The sequence below is a fragment of the Streptomyces sp. NBC_00820 genome (genome assembly GCF_036347055.1).
In the GTDB taxonomy this organism is placed as follows: Bacteria; Actinomycetota; Actinomycetes; order Streptomycetales; family Streptomycetaceae; genus Streptomyces.
Genome location: NZ_CP108882.1, coordinates 5440036 through 5454317 on the forward strand (window position 1 = coordinate 5440036; position 14282 = coordinate 5454317).

13 protein-coding genes are annotated in these 14282 nt (G+C 72.0%); 7 read left to right on the top strand and 6 right to left on the bottom strand.

Annotated features, from left to right (window positions below; all coding sequences use genetic code 11):
* Positions 1 to 42 precede the first annotated feature (42 nt).
* Positions 43 to 831 carry a protein phosphatase 2C domain-containing protein gene (locus OIB37_RS24710; RefSeq protein WP_330459788.1) on the bottom strand — a complete coding sequence of 263 codons (789 nt, stop codon included), beginning with the start codon at positions 829 to 831 and terminating at the stop codon, positions 43 to 45.
* Between the two features lie 372 nt (positions 832 to 1203).
* Between OIB37_RS24710 and OIB37_RS24715 the strand changes: the two genes are divergently transcribed.
* The 5 genes from OIB37_RS24715 to OIB37_RS24735 are packed head-to-tail and all read left to right on the top strand — an operon-like array spanning position 1204 to position 7024.
* The gene (locus OIB37_RS24715; protein WP_330459789.1) at positions 1204 to 4197 is read left to right on the top strand and encodes a sensor histidine kinase; all 2994 of its coding nucleotides are present in this window, start codon (positions 1204 to 1206) and stop codon (positions 4195 to 4197) included.
* The gene (locus tag OIB37_RS24720) at positions 4194 to 4691 is read left to right on the top strand and encodes a roadblock/LC7 domain-containing protein (protein WP_330459790.1); all 498 of its coding nucleotides are present in this window, start codon (positions 4194 to 4196) and stop codon (positions 4689 to 4691) included. The genes OIB37_RS24715 and OIB37_RS24720 overlap by 4 nt, the downstream gene beginning before the upstream one ends.
* Positions 4688 to 5107, top strand: coding sequence for a DUF742 domain-containing protein (locus tag OIB37_RS24725; protein ID WP_330459791.1), 420 nt, complete (start codon positions 4688 to 4690; stop codon positions 5105 to 5107). The genes OIB37_RS24720 and OIB37_RS24725 overlap by 4 nt, the downstream gene beginning before the upstream one ends.
* On the top strand, positions 5088 to 5741 hold the full coding sequence (locus OIB37_RS24730) for a GTP-binding protein (RefSeq protein ID WP_330459792.1): 654 nt from the start codon (positions 5088 to 5090) through the stop codon (positions 5739 to 5741). Before OIB37_RS24725 ends, OIB37_RS24730 begins: the two co-directional genes overlap by 20 nt.
* Positions 5742 to 5767: 26 nt before the next feature.
* Positions 5768 to 7024 carry a styrene monooxygenase/indole monooxygenase family protein gene (locus OIB37_RS24735; protein ID WP_330459793.1) on the top strand — a complete coding sequence of 419 codons (1257 nt, stop codon included), beginning with the start codon at positions 5768 to 5770 and terminating at the stop codon, positions 7022 to 7024.
* 83 nt (positions 7025 to 7107) lie between these two features.
* Here OIB37_RS24735 and OIB37_RS24740 read toward each other — a convergent pair whose 3' ends face one another.
* The 4 genes from OIB37_RS24740 to OIB37_RS24755 form a co-directional block, all read right to left on the bottom strand.
* Entirely contained in the window at positions 7108 to 8157 is a 1050-nt protein-coding gene (locus OIB37_RS24740; RefSeq protein ID WP_330459794.1) for a C40 family peptidase, read from the bottom strand.
* A gap of 112 nt (positions 8158 to 8269) precedes the next feature.
* Entirely contained in the window at positions 8270 to 8596 is a 327-nt protein-coding gene (locus OIB37_RS24745) for a hypothetical protein (RefSeq protein WP_330459795.1), read from the bottom strand.
* Positions 8597 to 8600: 4 nt separating this feature from the next.
* Complete coding sequence (locus OIB37_RS24750; protein ID WP_330459796.1) at positions 8601 to 9260, bottom strand: TetR/AcrR family transcriptional regulator; 660 nt, start codon at positions 9258 to 9260, stop codon at positions 8601 to 8603.
* A 152-nt stretch (positions 9261 to 9412) separates the two neighbouring features.
* Positions 9413 to 10351, bottom strand: coding sequence for an AurF N-oxygenase family protein (locus OIB37_RS24755; protein ID WP_330459797.1), 939 nt, complete (start codon positions 10349 to 10351; stop codon positions 9413 to 9415).
* Between the two features lie 124 nt (positions 10352 to 10475).
* On the opposite strand from OIB37_RS24755, the gene OIB37_RS24760 reads away from it, so the two are divergent.
* Together OIB37_RS24760 and OIB37_RS24765 are read left to right on the top strand one after the other, a co-directional pair.
* On the top strand, positions 10476 to 11600 hold the full coding sequence (locus OIB37_RS24760; RefSeq protein WP_330459798.1) for a ferritin-like domain-containing protein: 1125 nt from the start codon (positions 10476 to 10478) through the stop codon (positions 11598 to 11600).
* Positions 11601 to 11693: 93 nt separating this feature from the next.
* Positions 11694 to 12686, top strand: coding sequence for a hypothetical protein (locus OIB37_RS24765; protein ID WP_330461962.1), 993 nt, complete (start codon positions 11694 to 11696; stop codon positions 12684 to 12686).
* A gap of 99 nt (positions 12687 to 12785) precedes the next feature.
* Here the strand turns inward: OIB37_RS24765 and OIB37_RS24770 are convergent, their stop codons facing one another.
* On the bottom strand, positions 12786 to 14243 hold the full coding sequence (locus tag OIB37_RS24770; RefSeq protein ID WP_330461963.1) for a penicillin-binding transpeptidase domain-containing protein: 1458 nt from the start codon (positions 14241 to 14243) through the stop codon (positions 12786 to 12788).
* Positions 14244 to 14282: the final 39 nt, after the last annotated feature.

The window sequence follows — 14282 nt, forward strand, 5'->3', positions numbered from 1 at the left end:
TGCACGGCGGCACGGAGAGACGCGGCTGACCGGGCCGCGCGCTCACAGCTCCACGTACAGCACCGTCGCGTCGTCGTGCGCCTTGCCGCGCCGCGGGAACGTCCGCTCCTGGAGGTCCGCGGACTCCAGCTCCCGTACCCGGTCGACCAGGGAGCGGGCGCCCTCCTTGGCGACGAGGTCGAACAGGGCGGTCCAGTCGCCCTCGCGGAATTTCTCCGTCCAGCGGGTGGCGCCGTCCGTCAGCGCGGTCAGGGCGCGGACCTCGTGGCGGGGCACGGTGCCGGTGACGGCGCGGCCGGCGACCGAGGGGTCGGCGGCGGCCGTGAAGAAGCCGCCCTCCTTGTTGCGCAGGGTGGCGTCGACCAGGGCGTCGGTGGCGAGGGCGGACCGGGGCAGCCGGCCGAGGCGGTCGTCCAGGACCGGGGTGACCGTGCCGGCGGGGGAGCGCAGGAGCAGCGCGGAGTCCGACAGGACCAGGTAATCCAGGGTGTCGGCCGACCAGCGCGCCAGGACGACGGTCGCCTGCGGGGTGCGCGGGTGAGAAAGGTCACACGTGTTCGCGTGGGCCTCGGAAGTCCGGCCGATCGCCCGGGAAAGCACCTCCGGCAGCGTCAGATCTCGGCTCGAAAGGGTCAGTTCGGTCAGGGCGCCGCCCAGTCGGGAGGTGAACCAGGGGACCGTGTGCAGGCAGCCCGTGCCGTCCCGGGGCGGTGTCACTCCGTCCAGCAAGATCGCACAACCTCCCTGACCGGAGGCGGGTAGTCCGACACCGGCGAAGTCCTCGTTGGGGCGGGACGGGTCGCCGGGTTCCGTGACGAGTTCGGTGCGCATCCGGTCAGTCTGCACGAGCCCTTCACAGGCTTCCCCAAAGAGCGCCGGGCGTGGCGGAATTGATGCGACCGTGCAGGTCAGACGCCTGCTTTGGGGGTAATTGGCATACTCCGGGAACGCGTGGCGGCGAATACTGCCAAAGGCTGCCGCGCGCGTCCAACCGGCCCGCCGTGGACGGCCGTCGCACCGGCCGGCGCAACTTGCCCGTCAACTCCCGTCCGATGTTCACTCCTTCGGGTGGCCGGTCAGGTGATGCACGACCCCTGCCCACCGGCGCTGGGAGGGTCGGGAACCGTACGAACCGGGTGTTCGCACCACTTAACACCGAGACGACGGGTCACCGCCCGGGACCTTGGGTAGACGAGTTCAGGAATGCGAGCACCGGTGCAGAAGAAGCGGCCGCGGCGCACAAGCAGGCAGACGGCCCCCGAGGGGATTGCCGAACAGACCCCCGTCGGAACCGGCCGCCCCACTCATGTGCGTACCCGTCTGATCATTGCCGTGGCGGCGGTGGCCGCAGCCATCGCCGGAGCCGGGGCACCCGCGCTCCTCACCGCCTCCGGGGACGTCAGCGACTCCCAGGAACTGGTGACACTGGCCGGGCGTACCCAGGACGCGCTCGCGCTCGCCCACTCGCTCGCCGACGAACGCGACGAGGTCACCGCCTATCTCGCCGCCGGACGCCCCAAGGCGCAGGCGCCGTCGGAGCAGCGCAGCGCGCGGGTCGACCGCCAGATAGAGGACCTGCGCACCGACACCGGCACCCCGGCGCGGCTGCTGACCGACCTCGACGGCATCGCCACCGTCCGGCGCGCCGCCCTCACCGGCAAGACGGACGCGCTGCGGACCCACCAGGCGTACTCGGCGACCATCACCGAACTGCACCGGCTCGCCCAGCTGCTGGCCGAGCGGATGCCCCCGAGGGCCGGCTCCGGCACCTACTCGCTGGCCGAACTGGACACCGCCGTCCAGCAGTCCGCCGCCGCCCGCGGCCTGCTGCTGGCCGCGCTGAACATCCCGTCCTCGACCAGGACGGTGATCGACCCGGCCACCGGCCTGCCCACCACGACCAGCACCTCGACCGACGCGGACCGCGCCAAGCGGGACGCGCTCACCGCCGCCGCCCAGCAGGCCCGGCTGCGCGCCGACGCGGCCCTCGCCGACTTCCGCGCGACCGCGCCCAAGGCGTCCGTCGACTCCTACGACTCCACGGTCACCGGAGTCGAGGTCAACTCCGCCGACAAGTACCTCGCCGCCCTCACCGACCAGCCCACGCTCGCCGACAGCGAGCTGGCCACCAGCGCCCGGAAGCTGGACGCGGCCCTGTCCGCCCGGGTCGATCTGATGCGCGGCGCCGAGTCGGCCCTCTACGACCACCGCACCAAGGACCTCGCGCAGCTCCGGGACGAGGACGTCACCGCCCTGGAGATCCGCGTCGCCGTCCTCGGCGCCCTCATGCTGGTCGCCGTCGGCATCGCCACCGCCATGGCCCGCACCCTGACCCGCCCGCTGTCGGTCCTGCGCCGCGGCTCGGCGCGGCTGGCCGGCGCCGAGGACCTGGCGGTCCAGGAGCCGATCGCCTTCACCGGCCGCAACGACGAGTTCGCGCAGGTCGTCCGCTCGGTCAACGCCCTGCACGCGCACGCCGTCACCCTGCACGCCACGCTGAACGAGCGGGCCGGTGCGCTGAACGACCGCGTCGCCACCCTGGAGGCCGACCGCAAGCACCTGGTCGGCCAGCGGCAGAAGATGGCCGACGCCCGCGAGGAACTGCGCGCCGAACTCGCCGAGTCCGCAGCCCAGATGGAACGGCTGCGCACCACCATCGGCGGCACCTTCGTCAACCTGGCGCTGCGCACGCTCGGCCTGGTCGAGCGCCAGCTGTCGGTCATCGAGGGCCTGGAGGAGCGCGAGCAGGACCCCGAGCGGCTCGGCACCCTCTTCAAGCTGGACCACTTCGCCACCGTCATGCGCCGGCACAGCGAGAACCTCCTGGTCCTCTCCGGCACCGAGCACGTCCAGCAGCACCACGGCCCGGTCCCGCTGGTCGACGTGGTCCGCGCGGCCGTCAGCGAGATCGAGCGCTACGAGCGGGTCCGGATCACCACGCTGCCCCCGCACGCGCACATCGCGGGCTTCGCCGCCGACGACCTCTCCCACCTCCTCGCCGAACTCATGGAGAACGCCACCTCGTTCTCCCCGCCCGACCAGTCCGTCGAGGTCTCCGGGTGGCTGCTGGAGTCCGGCGAGATCATGCTGTCGGTCCAGGACGAGGGCATCGGCATGACGGGCGACCGCCTGGAGCGCCTCAACACCCGCCTCGCCGAGTTCGACCCCGAGTCGCCGTACGACCAGGAGGGCGCGGACGGCCTCGGCCTCGGCCTGTACGTCGTGGCCCGACTGGCCCACCGGCACGGCGCCCGCGTGCAGCTGCGCGAGCAGAAGCAGGGCGGGATCGCGGCCGTGGCCGTGCTGCCGCGCTCCCTGCTCGCCGAGGCTCCCGCCACGCCGGGCCCGGCCGGCCGCCCCGGTGTCGTCCAGACCTTCAGCCTCCCCGGCGCCGACGCCGAGGCCAACTCCAACGTCCTGCTCGCCCGCACCAAGAGCACCGATCCACTGGTGGCCCTGGCGGAGCGGTCGGTACGCGAGGCGGAGAAGGCCGAACGGCAGCAGGCACCGGCGGACGATGCGGCGGAGCCCGCCCCCGAAAGCCCCGCGAACTTCGAGAGCCCCGCAGGCGCGATCTTCGAGAGCCCCGCAGGCTCCGAGAGCCACGACAGCCCCGTAAGCCCCGAAGCCACCGAGCCGGAGGCCCCCGAGACCCACAGCAGGGCGGAGGCGACCGACCGGGCCACCGGGGAGACGCCGAGCCGCCCGAAGGAACCGGCGGAGACTTTCGCCGAGACCACCATGGAGCTGCTGCTCCCGGACCCCGCGACCGCTCCGGAGGCCCCTGGGCCGACGGCTGTCGAGGGCACCGGGACGGCCGGCTCCGCACCGATGACCCACGAGGCCCCGGGGCACGCCCGCTCCCCCGAACCCGGGGCCGCAGACGGCGAGGCCGCCCCGCAGGGGCCGTCCGCACCCGACGACGAGAACCGCTCGGGTGGTACGGACGGCCACGAAGCCGCCGAAGGCGAAGCCGAGGCGATCACCAGCAAGGGCCTTCCCAAACGCACCCCCAAGATCACCAGCCCCGCCGAGGCACCGCGCCAGCGGACCCGCTCCGTCGACGCCGAAGCCCTGCGCCGCAGGCTCGGCGGCTTCAGCCGCGGGGCCACCGCCGGCTACCGCGACGTAGAGGCGGAGATCTCCGCAACCACCGAACCAGCCACGGGGGGCACAGCCGAGGAGGCAAGCAGTTGACCGCGCCCAGTACCTACGGCCTGAGCAGCGCCGCCCGTAACCTGCAATGGCTGCTGACCAATCTGGTCGAGGAAGTACCCGGCATCCAGTCCGTCGCAGTCGTCTCCTCCGACGGCCTGCTGCTCCTGTCCTCCGACCCCAGTCACACGGAGGAGACACGCCAGGCGCGTCCGACCAAGGGCCCCCGCGGCTCCTCGGCGGACCTGGCCACCATCGTCTCCGGCATCGGCAGCCTCACCCTCGGGGCCACCAAGCTCATGGAGTACGGCGGGATCAAGCACACGATGGTCGCGATGGAGGAGGGCAGCCTCTTCGTGATGTCGATCAGCGACGGCTCGCTGCTCGGCGTCCACGGCTCCGCGGAGTGCGACATGAGCGTGGTGGCCTACCACATGGCCCTCTTCGTGGGCCGCGCCGGCCACGTGCTGACCCCCGAACTCCGCAGCGAGCTGCGCAAATCACTGGAAGCCGATTCGACGGGGAGCGGCCGATGAGCGGCACCGGCAAAAGGCACCAGCTCCCGGTGCGCGGCGGCGATCGCAAGAAACCCGCCCGGGTCCGCCCCTACTCGCTCACCGGCGGCCGTACCCGCTTCGGCCACGTCCTCCTCGTCGAGACGTTCGTCGCGGCCATCGAGGCCCCCGAGGAGCGCAAGGAGCTGACGAGTACGCCGGTGTCCGCCCGGATCATGCCGGAGATGCTGGCCATCGTCGAACTCTGCCGCCGTATGCGCACGGTGGCCGAGATCGCCGCGCTGCTGCAGATGCCGCTCGGCGTGGTCCGCGTGCTCCTGAGCGATCTCGCGGACCAGGGAAAGATCCGTGTGTACGGCACCGGGACCGGTCACGGCACCGGCCGGCCGAACCGCGCGCTGCTGGAAAGGGTGCTGAGTGGACTCCGCCGTCTCTGACGCCTCCGCCGCCGGGGGCGTCCCCCTCGTCGGTGGCTTCTCCGAGCCCGACGAGGACCTGAAGGCCTGGCAGCAGGACCGCAGCCAGGCCCCCGTCGCCACGAAGATCGTGGTGGCGGGCGGCTTCGGCGTGGGCAAGACCACGCTGGTCACGTCCGTCTCGGAGATCACGCCTCTGCAGACCGAGGCGCTGATGACCCAGGCGAGCGAGGAGACCGACGACCTCACCGCCACGCCGGACAAGCTGACCACCACGGTGGCCATGGACTTCGGCCGCCTCACGCTCGACGACGACCTGGTGCTCTACCTGTTCGGCACGCCGGGCCAGCAGCGCTTCTGGTTCATGTGGGACGACCTGGTGCGCGGCGCGATCGGTGCCGTCGTACTGGCCGACACCCGCCGCCTGAAGGACTGCTTCCCGGCGCTCGACTACTTCGAGAGCTGCGGCCTGCCGTACGTCGTCGCGGTCAACCACTTCGACAAGACAGACCGGTTCGAACCGGACGACGTCCGTGAGGCGCTGACGATACCCGCGCACGTCCCTGTAATGATCATGGACGCGCGCCGGCGGATCTCGGTGATCGAGACCCTCCTGGCCCTCGTGGGCCACGCGCTGGACGAAACCCCCGAGTAGTCCCGGACTTAGGAGCCACCACCCGCATGCGGAAGATACTCGTCGTCGGAGCCGGTCAGTCCGGACTCCAGCTCGCTCTCGGCCTGCAGTCGCACGGCTACGAGGTCACCCTGATGTCGAACCGGACCGCGGACGAGATCCGTTCCGGCCGGGTCATGTCGACGCAGTGCATGTTCGACACGGCCCTGGGTCACGAGCGCGACCTCAAGCTGAACTTCTGGGAGTCCCAGGCCCCGAAGATCGAGGGCCTCGGTGTCTCGGTCGCCGCCCCCGGCTCCTTCGACCCGGGCCCCTCGCAGCGGGTCATCGACTGGGTGGGCAAGCTGGACGGGTACGCCCAGTCCGTCGACCAGCGGGTGAAGATGGCCGGCTGGATGGAGACCTTCGCCCAGCGCGGTGGCCAGCTGGTCATCCACGGCGCCGCCGTCTCCGACCTCGACTACTTCTCCCGCACCTACGACCTCGTCCTGGTCGCGGCCGGCAAGGGCGAACTGGTGTCCATGTTCGCCCGCGACCCCGAGCGCTCCCCGTACAGCGAGCCGCAGCGCGCCCTCGCGGTCGCCTACGTGCACGGCCTGGCCCCGCGCCCGGAGCACCCGGAGTTCGACGCGGTCCGCTGCAACCTGGTCCCCGGCGTCGGCGAGCTGTTCATCATGCCGACCCTCACCACCTCCGGCCGCGCGGACATCCTCTTCTGGGAGGGCGTCCCCGGCGGCCCGCTCGACGTCTTCAACGGCGTCAAGGACCCGGCGGAGCACCTGCGCCTGACCCTGGAGCTCATGGAGAAGTTCACTCCGTGGGAGTTCGCGCGCACCACCGGCGTCGAACTGACCGACGCCGGCGCCACGCTGGCCGGCCGCTACGCGCCGACCGTGCGCAACCCGATCGGCCGGCTGCCCGGCGGCGGCCTGGTCCTGGGCGTGGCCGACGTGGTCGTCGCCAACGACCCGATCACCGGGCAGGGCTCCAACACGGCGTCCAAGTGCGCGGCCTCCTACCTCGCCTCGATCCTGGAGCGGGAGGACAAGCCGTTCGACGAGGAGTGGATGCGGGGCACGTTCGACCGGTTCTGGGACATCACGGCCCAGCACGTCACCAAGTGGACCAACGCCATGCTCGCGCCGCCGCCGGAGCACATCCTCAACCTCATCGGCGCGGCCGGTCAGCTCCAGCCGGTGGCGAACCGTTTCGCCAACGGCTTCAACGACCCGTCGGACTTCGAGAACTTCTTCTACGAGCCCGACAGGACCGGTGCCTACCTGGACTCGGTCACCGGCGCCTGACCGAACGGTCCGGCCCACCCCGGCCACTTCGGCCACTTCGGCCACCCCGGCCGGAACCCGCCCGCACGTCCCGCCCGGCGCCCTCAGAGTCCCGTACTCCGGTCGGCGTCGGGCCGGACCGCGCCCAGGATCGGGTTGCCGGCGATCGGGGAGACCCTGACGTCCTCGCCGGGCCGCGGCGCCTGGACGACCTTGCCGTCCCCCACGTACATCGCCACATGCGTGGCCTCGGGGAAGTAGACGACCAGGTCACCGGGGCGCAGCTCGCCCAGCGGGACTCTCCTGAGCCGCGCCCACTGCTCCTGGCTGGTGCGCGGGATCGGGGTGCCGGCGTGGCCCCAGGCCTGTGAGGTCAGCCCCGAGCAGTCGTAGGCCCGGGGGCCCTGCGCTCCCCACACGTACGGCTTGCCCACCTGGCTCATGGCGTAGCTGACCGCCCGCGTCCCCTCGGTGGAGGCCGGCCGGTCGTCGCCGCCGAGCGCGCCGGAGTCCGTGAGCTTGCGCTGCGCCTCGGCTGCTCCGGCGCCCTCCAGCCTGGCCATCTCGGCCAGCTGCTGCGGGGTGAGCGAGGCGAGGAGGCGTTCGACCTCGGCCAGCCTGCCCCGGACGTCGTCACGCTCCTTCTTCTGCTTCTCACCGAGGGCCAGCGCGGTGTCCAGGGCCCTGCGGGCGGAACGGGCCAGCGCGTCCCTGTTCGTCTCGGTGGCCACGAGCCGGTCCACGGTGTGCGCGCGCTCGCGGGCCAGCCGCCCGATGACATGGCCCTCGTCCAGCGCGTGCTGCGGATCGCGGGCGAGCAGCAGCCGGACGTAGGGGGAGAAGTCGCTGCTGTTCTGGTACTGCTGCCGGGCCAGCCGCCCGGCGTCGCTCCGGCTGCCCTGCAACGCGACCCGGGCGCGCGCCAGTTCGCCGTCCAGCCGGGTCACCTCGGCCCGCTGTCTCGCGAGCTTCTCGGTCGTGGCGTTGTACGTCTCGCCGGCCTGCTCGGTCCGCCGGTACAACTGCTGAAGATCCGTCAGCAGCTGGGAGACGGACCGATTCGGCTCCGGTACGGCGGCCGCGGGCACGGGCGCGAGAACCGCCTGGGCCGCCACCACGGCCGTACATGCCAGACGCGGGAGCATTCCTGACACGTCATCACCTCCGGTGCGGGGCGGCCGGGCCCTCCGCCCGCCTCCGTACCGTGAGCATCAGACGCGCGCACGCCGAGCGCGCGCGGTGCGTGCGCGATTCAGCGCAACCTTGTCACCCGTTCGCGTCGTCCGGCTTGCCGGACGGCGTGTTGTCCGGACCGGTCCCGCGCCGGGTGTCCGGCCTGGACCACGGCCACCGCGGACCGCCGGACCGGCCCCCCTCGGGGTCGTAGAGGTACTTCCAGCCGCGCACCAGCCCCAGCCGCTTGCCGTGCGCGCGCGGCACCCGGCGGTAGACGAGCACGGTGGGCGGCCCGCCGGCCGCGTCCGGGACGGGGATGCGGTACGTCTTCGGCGGGTGGCCGGTCGCGCCGAGCAGCACGGGCAGCACGCGCCCGTCCATGGGGCCGCCCTCGAAGGGGGTGTCCTGACTCTTCACTGTCTTAGTCTCGGTCATCCCCGCCGAGCGCGCCGACGACGGCCGCCGTCTGCGGGTCGCGGCCGGCGGTCACCATGAGGACCGCCATGAACTGCTCGACCAGCCAGTCGCGCAGCTCGCCGACGGCCGGCTGCTTGTCCTCGTCGAGCCAGATCAGGGAGGCCGCCTCCACCGCGGTGATCCACATCCGGACGGTCATGCGCAGCCGCGGACCGGGGTCGGTGACCCCGAGATGGCCGAAGATGTTCTCGGCCGCGGCCCGGCGCACCTCGTCCACGATGGCGCCGGTCCGGGACGTCTCCACCACGCTGCCCCCCTGGAGCAGCGCGCTGAACCCGGCGTCGTGCCCGTCCACGAACGCCAGATACCGGTCCAGCGCCCGGGACAGCCGGGGCAGTAGCGGCCCCTCGCGCGCCTCGTCGAAGCACTGCCGGAGCGCGTCGGCGGCAGAGCGGAGCGCGGCCTCGTACAGCTGCTGCTTGCCGCCCGGGAAGTACCGGTACACCAGCGGCCGGGAGACGCCGGCCGCCTCCGCCACGTCGTCCAGCGACACGTCCTCCGGCGCCCGGTGCGCGAACAGCGACAGTGCGGAGTCGAGCAGCTGACGGCGCCGCTCCTCGACACTGAGGCGACGGTAGGCGGGGGTGGCGGCCTGGGGGGTCATGCTCCGCAGGGTAATCGGTCGCGGCGCGGACCCGGCCGGGAGTGAGCGCCTTTCGCCCCTCCCTGTGCCGGGTGTCCGTACGCCGGCAGTTCCTGCGCCGGGAGTTCCTGCGCCGGTAGCCCGTACTCCGGTAGCCCGTACGCAGGCAGTCCCTACGCCAGCAGTCCCGACGACCTCCACAGTCGCCGTCCGGCTCCCCGCAGCACTCCGATCTCGTCCAGGAAGTCGGTCAGCCGCTTCGCGCCGGTCCGCATGACCTCCTGCCGGTGCGCGCTCGCCCTCGCCTGGGCCACCGCCTCCCGCTTGTCGAGGCCGGCATGGGTGTACACGTCCGGGTTGACGAACGCGACGGAGAAGACGCGGGCGAACTCCCCGGAGGTGATCCGGGTGAACTCGCGCGACCACCTCGGCGCGGTCATCATCTGGCGGCGCAGCTCCTCGCGGGCGTACCGCACGTGCCGGGCCTCCTCGACCACGTGGATGCGGGTGACCCCGCGGATCAGCGGCTGGACGCGTTCGTCCGGGAAGGTCAGCCGCTGCATCCAGTCCAGCACCTCTTCGCCGAGCAGGGTGGCGGTGAAGGAACCGGGCGTGGTGGAGACGGTCTTGAAGAGCCGGCCGAGGTTGTGGTGGACCCGGCCGACCGGGTACCAGGGGGTGCCGCCGTGCTCGATGAGCCGGGCGAACATCTTCGAGTGCCGGCACTCGTCCTCGATCTCGGTGAGCGCGTACCGCACGTGCGCGCTCGTCGCGGACTTGTCGTAGATGTGCCGGGCGAGCAGCTGCATCAGGATGATCTCGAACCAGATGCCGAGCGAGGCCAGCGCGGCCGCCTCGTGCCGGGACAGCAGGATCCGCTGCTCCTCGCTCATCCGCCGCCACAGCGGGGTGCCGTACAGCGACACCAGCTCCGGCGGCCAGAACCACTTGCCCTCCTCGAAGGGCGCGTCCCAGTCCAGCTCCTTGTCCGGGTCGAAGGAGTGCCTGGCGGAGGAGGCGAGCAGTCGCTGAGCGACCTGTTCGCGGTCCTTGAGGAGGCCGAGCGCGTCGCGCAGCCCCTCCAGCGCGTCCTCGTCCGTCAGGGTCGCCATGGCTCTCACCTCGTCACGCGGTGGTGGTGTGTCGTCCGGCTCTTATGAGACTGCCCGTCAGTAAGACCGTCAATCCCTCGCGCAGCACTTGTTGACCCCACGTCCGCGTGTGAACCTGCGAGGTATGGCGACCCACGACCTGTACGCCAAGGACCCGGGAGACCCGCTGTGGCAGGTGCCGGCGAGCGGCTCGGCCCGGTTCAGCTGGGAATACGACGACGGCCGCGACCGTCTGCTCGCCCTGTACCAGAAGGGCAAGGACAAGCAGTGGGACGGGCACAGGCGCATCGACTGGGATCTGGAGGTCGATCCGTACGACCCGCTCGGCACCCCGGACGAGGCCATGGCCCTGTACGGGACGCCGTACTGGCCGAAGTTGACGGACCGGGACAAGGGCGAGCTGCGCCTGCACTTCGCCTCCTGGCAGTTCAGCCAGTTCCTGCACGGCGAGCAGGGCGCGATGATCTGCGCCGCCCGGATCGTGGAGTCCGCGCCGGACCTGGACGCCAAGTTCTACTCGGCGACCCAGACCATGGACGAGGCCCGGCACGCCGAGATCTACGCCCGCTTCCTGCACGAGAAGACCGGCCTGGTCTACCCGATCAACGACAACCTCGGGTCGCTCCTCGCCGACACCCTCCGCGACAGCCGCTGGGACATGCCGTACCTGGGCATGCAGGTGCTGATCGAAGGGCTCGCCCTCGCCGCGTTCGGCATGATCCGGGACACCACCGACAAGCCGCTGCCCCGGCAGATCCTCGCCTACGTCATGCAGGACGAGGCCCGGCACGTGGCCTTCGGGCGCATGGCGCTGCGCGACTACTACCGGCAGCTCACCGACGCCGAACTGCGCGAGCGCGAGGAGTTCGTCATCGAGGGCTGCCACCTGATGCGCGACCGACTGCGGGGCGTCGAGGTCCTGGAGAACTTCGGCATCCCCAAGGCCGAGGCGGAACAGCTCAGCGAGCACTCCGAGTTCCTCCAGCTCTTCCGCAAGCTGCTCTTCAGCCGGATCGTCCCCTGCGTCAAGGACATCGGCCTGTGGGGCGAGCGGCTTCAGCGGGCCTACGCCGACATGGGCGTGTTCGAGCTGGGGGATTCCAACCTCGACCAACTGATGACCCAGGACGAGGAGATCGCCGACCGGCTGGACGCGGAACGCTTCGCCGCGGAGGAGCGGGAACGGGTGGCGGAGGTGGCGGAGACGATCGAGTCGGGGGCGGCCGAGTCGGGGGCGGCCGAGGCGTAGGGGCGGTGAGGTGCGCCGCTCGCCCCGGGCCCGCCGGCGCGCGTGACCCGATTCCGGCCCGGCGCCCGTGTGCAGTAGCGTGCTGGCGTGTCCATGCCTCAGCAGCCGCAGTACCCCAACGGCCCCCAGTCCCAGCAGCCTGCCCCGGGACCGTACGGCCCCCAGCCCCCGCAGGCCGCCCCGGGTCCGTACGGTCAGCAGCCGCCTCAGGCTCCCGGTCCGTACGGCCAGCAGCCGCCGCAGGCCGCCCCGGGTCCGTACGGTCAGCAGTCGCCGCAGGCTCCCGGTCCGTACGGCCAGCAGCCGCCGCAGGCCGCCCCGGGTCCGTACGGTCAGCAGTCGCCGCAGGCTCCCGGTCCGTACGGCTCCCCGTACCCCCAGCAGCAGCCGTACCCCGGGGCGCCGCAGCCGCAGCAGCCGTACCCGGCCTGGGGCGCGCCGCTCATGACGCCGCCCCCGAAGAAGCGGCGGATCGGGCTGATCCTCGGGATCGTCGGCGGTGTCGTGACCCTCGGTGTCGTCGGGCTGATGCTGCTCGGGGCGTTGGCCGAGAGCGGGTTCCCGGCGGCGAAGAACCGGCTGACGCTGCCCCACACGCTGCTCGACCAGAAGTACACACTCGCCGAGGACCTCTCCGGCACCGAGGGGAAGAAGGTCGAGGACGAGGCCGACGGCGCCTGGGACGCCAAGGACATCCACGCCGTCGTGGGCCGCTACAGCAAGGGCGGTGACAGCGGGCAGGCCATGCTGCTGGTGTCGGGCATGTACGGCCGCTTCAAGAACGAGGACAGCGTCCGGCGCGGCATGCTCAAGGGCGCCACCGAGTCCGAGAGCGTGACGCTGGCCGAGCCCGCGAAGGACGCCACCCCGCCCGGGTCCGACGTCACCGTCGCCTGCGAGGTCCTCGTCCAGAAGCAGGCCGGGATACAGCTCACCTACCCCGTCTGCTCGTGGGCGGACGGCAACACGGCCGCCCTGGTCGCCGAGATCACCCTGGCCCGGAAGAGCCCCGCCGACGTGGACCTCACCGCCGCCGCCCGCAGCGCCCTCAAGGTCCGCTCCGAGATGATCGAGCCCGTCGGCTGACCCACCCCACGCGCCCCACCGCCGGAGCGCTACCCAACCCGTCAACTGCGGTTCGCTTTACCGCCGGAGCGCTACCCAACCCGTCAACTGCGGCCCGCCTCACCGCCGGAGCACGGCCCGCATCACCTCCCGGGCGATCGGTGCCGCGTCCCCGCCGCCGCTGATCTCGCCGCGGTCCGCCGAGGCGTCCTCGACGACCACGGCGACCGCCACCTCGGGCTCCATGCCCTCGTTGCCCTGCGCCCACGAGACGAACCAGGCGTAGGGCACACCGGAGTTGCCGATGCCGTGCTGGGCGGTGCCGGTCTTGCCGCCGACCGTGGCGCCGCGGATGGCGGCGTTGGTGCCGGTGCCCTCCCGCACCACTCCGGTCATCAGCTCCTTCAGCGCCGCGGCCGTCGACGGGCGCATGACCTGGAGGACAGGACGCGGACCGCTCCCGGCGACGGTCTCACCGCCCTGCCGTACGGTCCGCTCCACCAGGTAGGGCGTGTGCAGCTGACCGTCGTCGGCGACGGCCGCCGCGACCATCGCCATCTGCAGCGGAGTGGCCCGCGTGTTGTACTGCCCGATCGAGGACAGCGCCAGCTGCGCTTTGTCCACGCTCGTGTCGAAGGTGCTGGTCGCGGCCGAGAAGGGCACCCGCATCCGGGCGTCGTTGAAGCCGAACCCCTCCGCCGTGTCCGTCATGTCGCGCACCCCCACGTCCACGCCCAGCTTGGCGAAGACCGTGTTGCAGGACCACTCGAAGGCCTGCCGCAGCGAGTTGTCACGGCAGCCGTCGCCCTCGTTGGTCAGCCGGGTGGTGGTGCCGGGAAGCCGGTAGGGGTCGGGGGAGTCGGTGAGCGCGTCCAGGTCCGTCACCACACCCGCGTCCAGCGCCGCGGCCGCGGTGACCACCTTGAACGTCGATCCCGGCGGATACGTCTGCCGCACCGCCCGGTTGAGCATCGGCTTCTCGGGGTCGCGGTTCAGCCGCGTCCACGCCGCGGCCGAGGCCGCGCTGTTGCCGGACAGCTCCGCGGGGTCGTACGACGGGCTCGACACCAGGGCCAGGATCCGCCCCGTGGCCGGCTCGATCGCGGCCACCGCGCCCTTCCGCCCGGCCAGCCCCCGGTACGCCGCCTGCTGCGCAGCCCGGTTCAGGGTGGTGAGCACGTTCCCCGCCGTACCGGGTGTGCGGGTCACGTCGTTCCACAGCGGGAACGGCGTCAGCAGCGGGTCGGTGCCGGAGAGCACCCCGTCCTCCGCGTGCTCCAGGAACGTGGTGCCGTACTGCTGCGAGGCGAAGCCGGTGACCGGCGCGTACAACGGGCCGTCCAGATAGGTGCGTTCGTAGCGCAGCTGCTCGCCGGTGTCCTTGGACCCGGTCACCGGCGAGCCGCCGACCAGGATGTCACCGCGCGGCTGCTGGTAACGGACGATCGTGGCACGGCGGTTGGCCGGGTTGTGGTCGTAGGAACCGGCCTGGACGACCTGCACCCGGGCGGCGTTGACCAGCAGGGCCAGCAGCATCAGGGCGCAGAAGCCGGACGCGTGCCGGATGTACTTCCCCATGGGCCGGGCGCCGCCGTAGTCCGTCACGGTGTCTCCCGC

What these genes read in the sequence shown, in the direction of transcription:
- OIB37_RS24765 (WP_330461962.1), top strand. Translation starts at nt 11,694, where the DNA reads ATGCCTCAGCAGCCGCAGTACCCCAACGGCCCCCAGTCCCAGCAGCCT.
- OIB37_RS24770 (WP_330461963.1), bottom strand. Translation starts at nt 14,243, where the DNA reads ATGGGGAAGTACATCCGGCACGCGTCCGGCTTCTGCGCCCTGATGCTG.
- OIB37_RS24750 (WP_330459796.1), bottom strand. Translation starts at nt 9,260, where the DNA reads ATGACCCCCCAGGCCGCCACCCCCGCCTACCGTCGCCTCAGTGTCGAG.
- OIB37_RS24760 (WP_330459798.1), top strand. Translation starts at nt 10,476, where the DNA reads ATGGCGACCCACGACCTGTACGCCAAGGACCCGGGAGACCCGCTGTGG.
- OIB37_RS24725 (WP_330459791.1), top strand. Translation starts at nt 4,688, where the DNA reads ATGAGCGGCACCGGCAAAAGGCACCAGCTCCCGGTGCGCGGCGGCGAT.
- OIB37_RS24755 (WP_330459797.1), bottom strand. Translation starts at nt 10,351, where the DNA reads ATGGCGACCCTGACGGACGAGGACGCGCTGGAGGGGCTGCGCGACGCG.
- OIB37_RS24710 (WP_330459788.1), bottom strand. Translation starts at nt 831, where the DNA reads ATGCGCACCGAACTCGTCACGGAACCCGGCGACCCGTCCCGCCCCAAC.
- OIB37_RS24715 (WP_330459789.1), top strand. Translation starts at nt 1,204, where the DNA reads ATGCGAGCACCGGTGCAGAAGAAGCGGCCGCGGCGCACAAGCAGGCAG.
- OIB37_RS24735 (WP_330459793.1), top strand. Translation starts at nt 5,768, where the DNA reads ATGCGGAAGATACTCGTCGTCGGAGCCGGTCAGTCCGGACTCCAGCTC.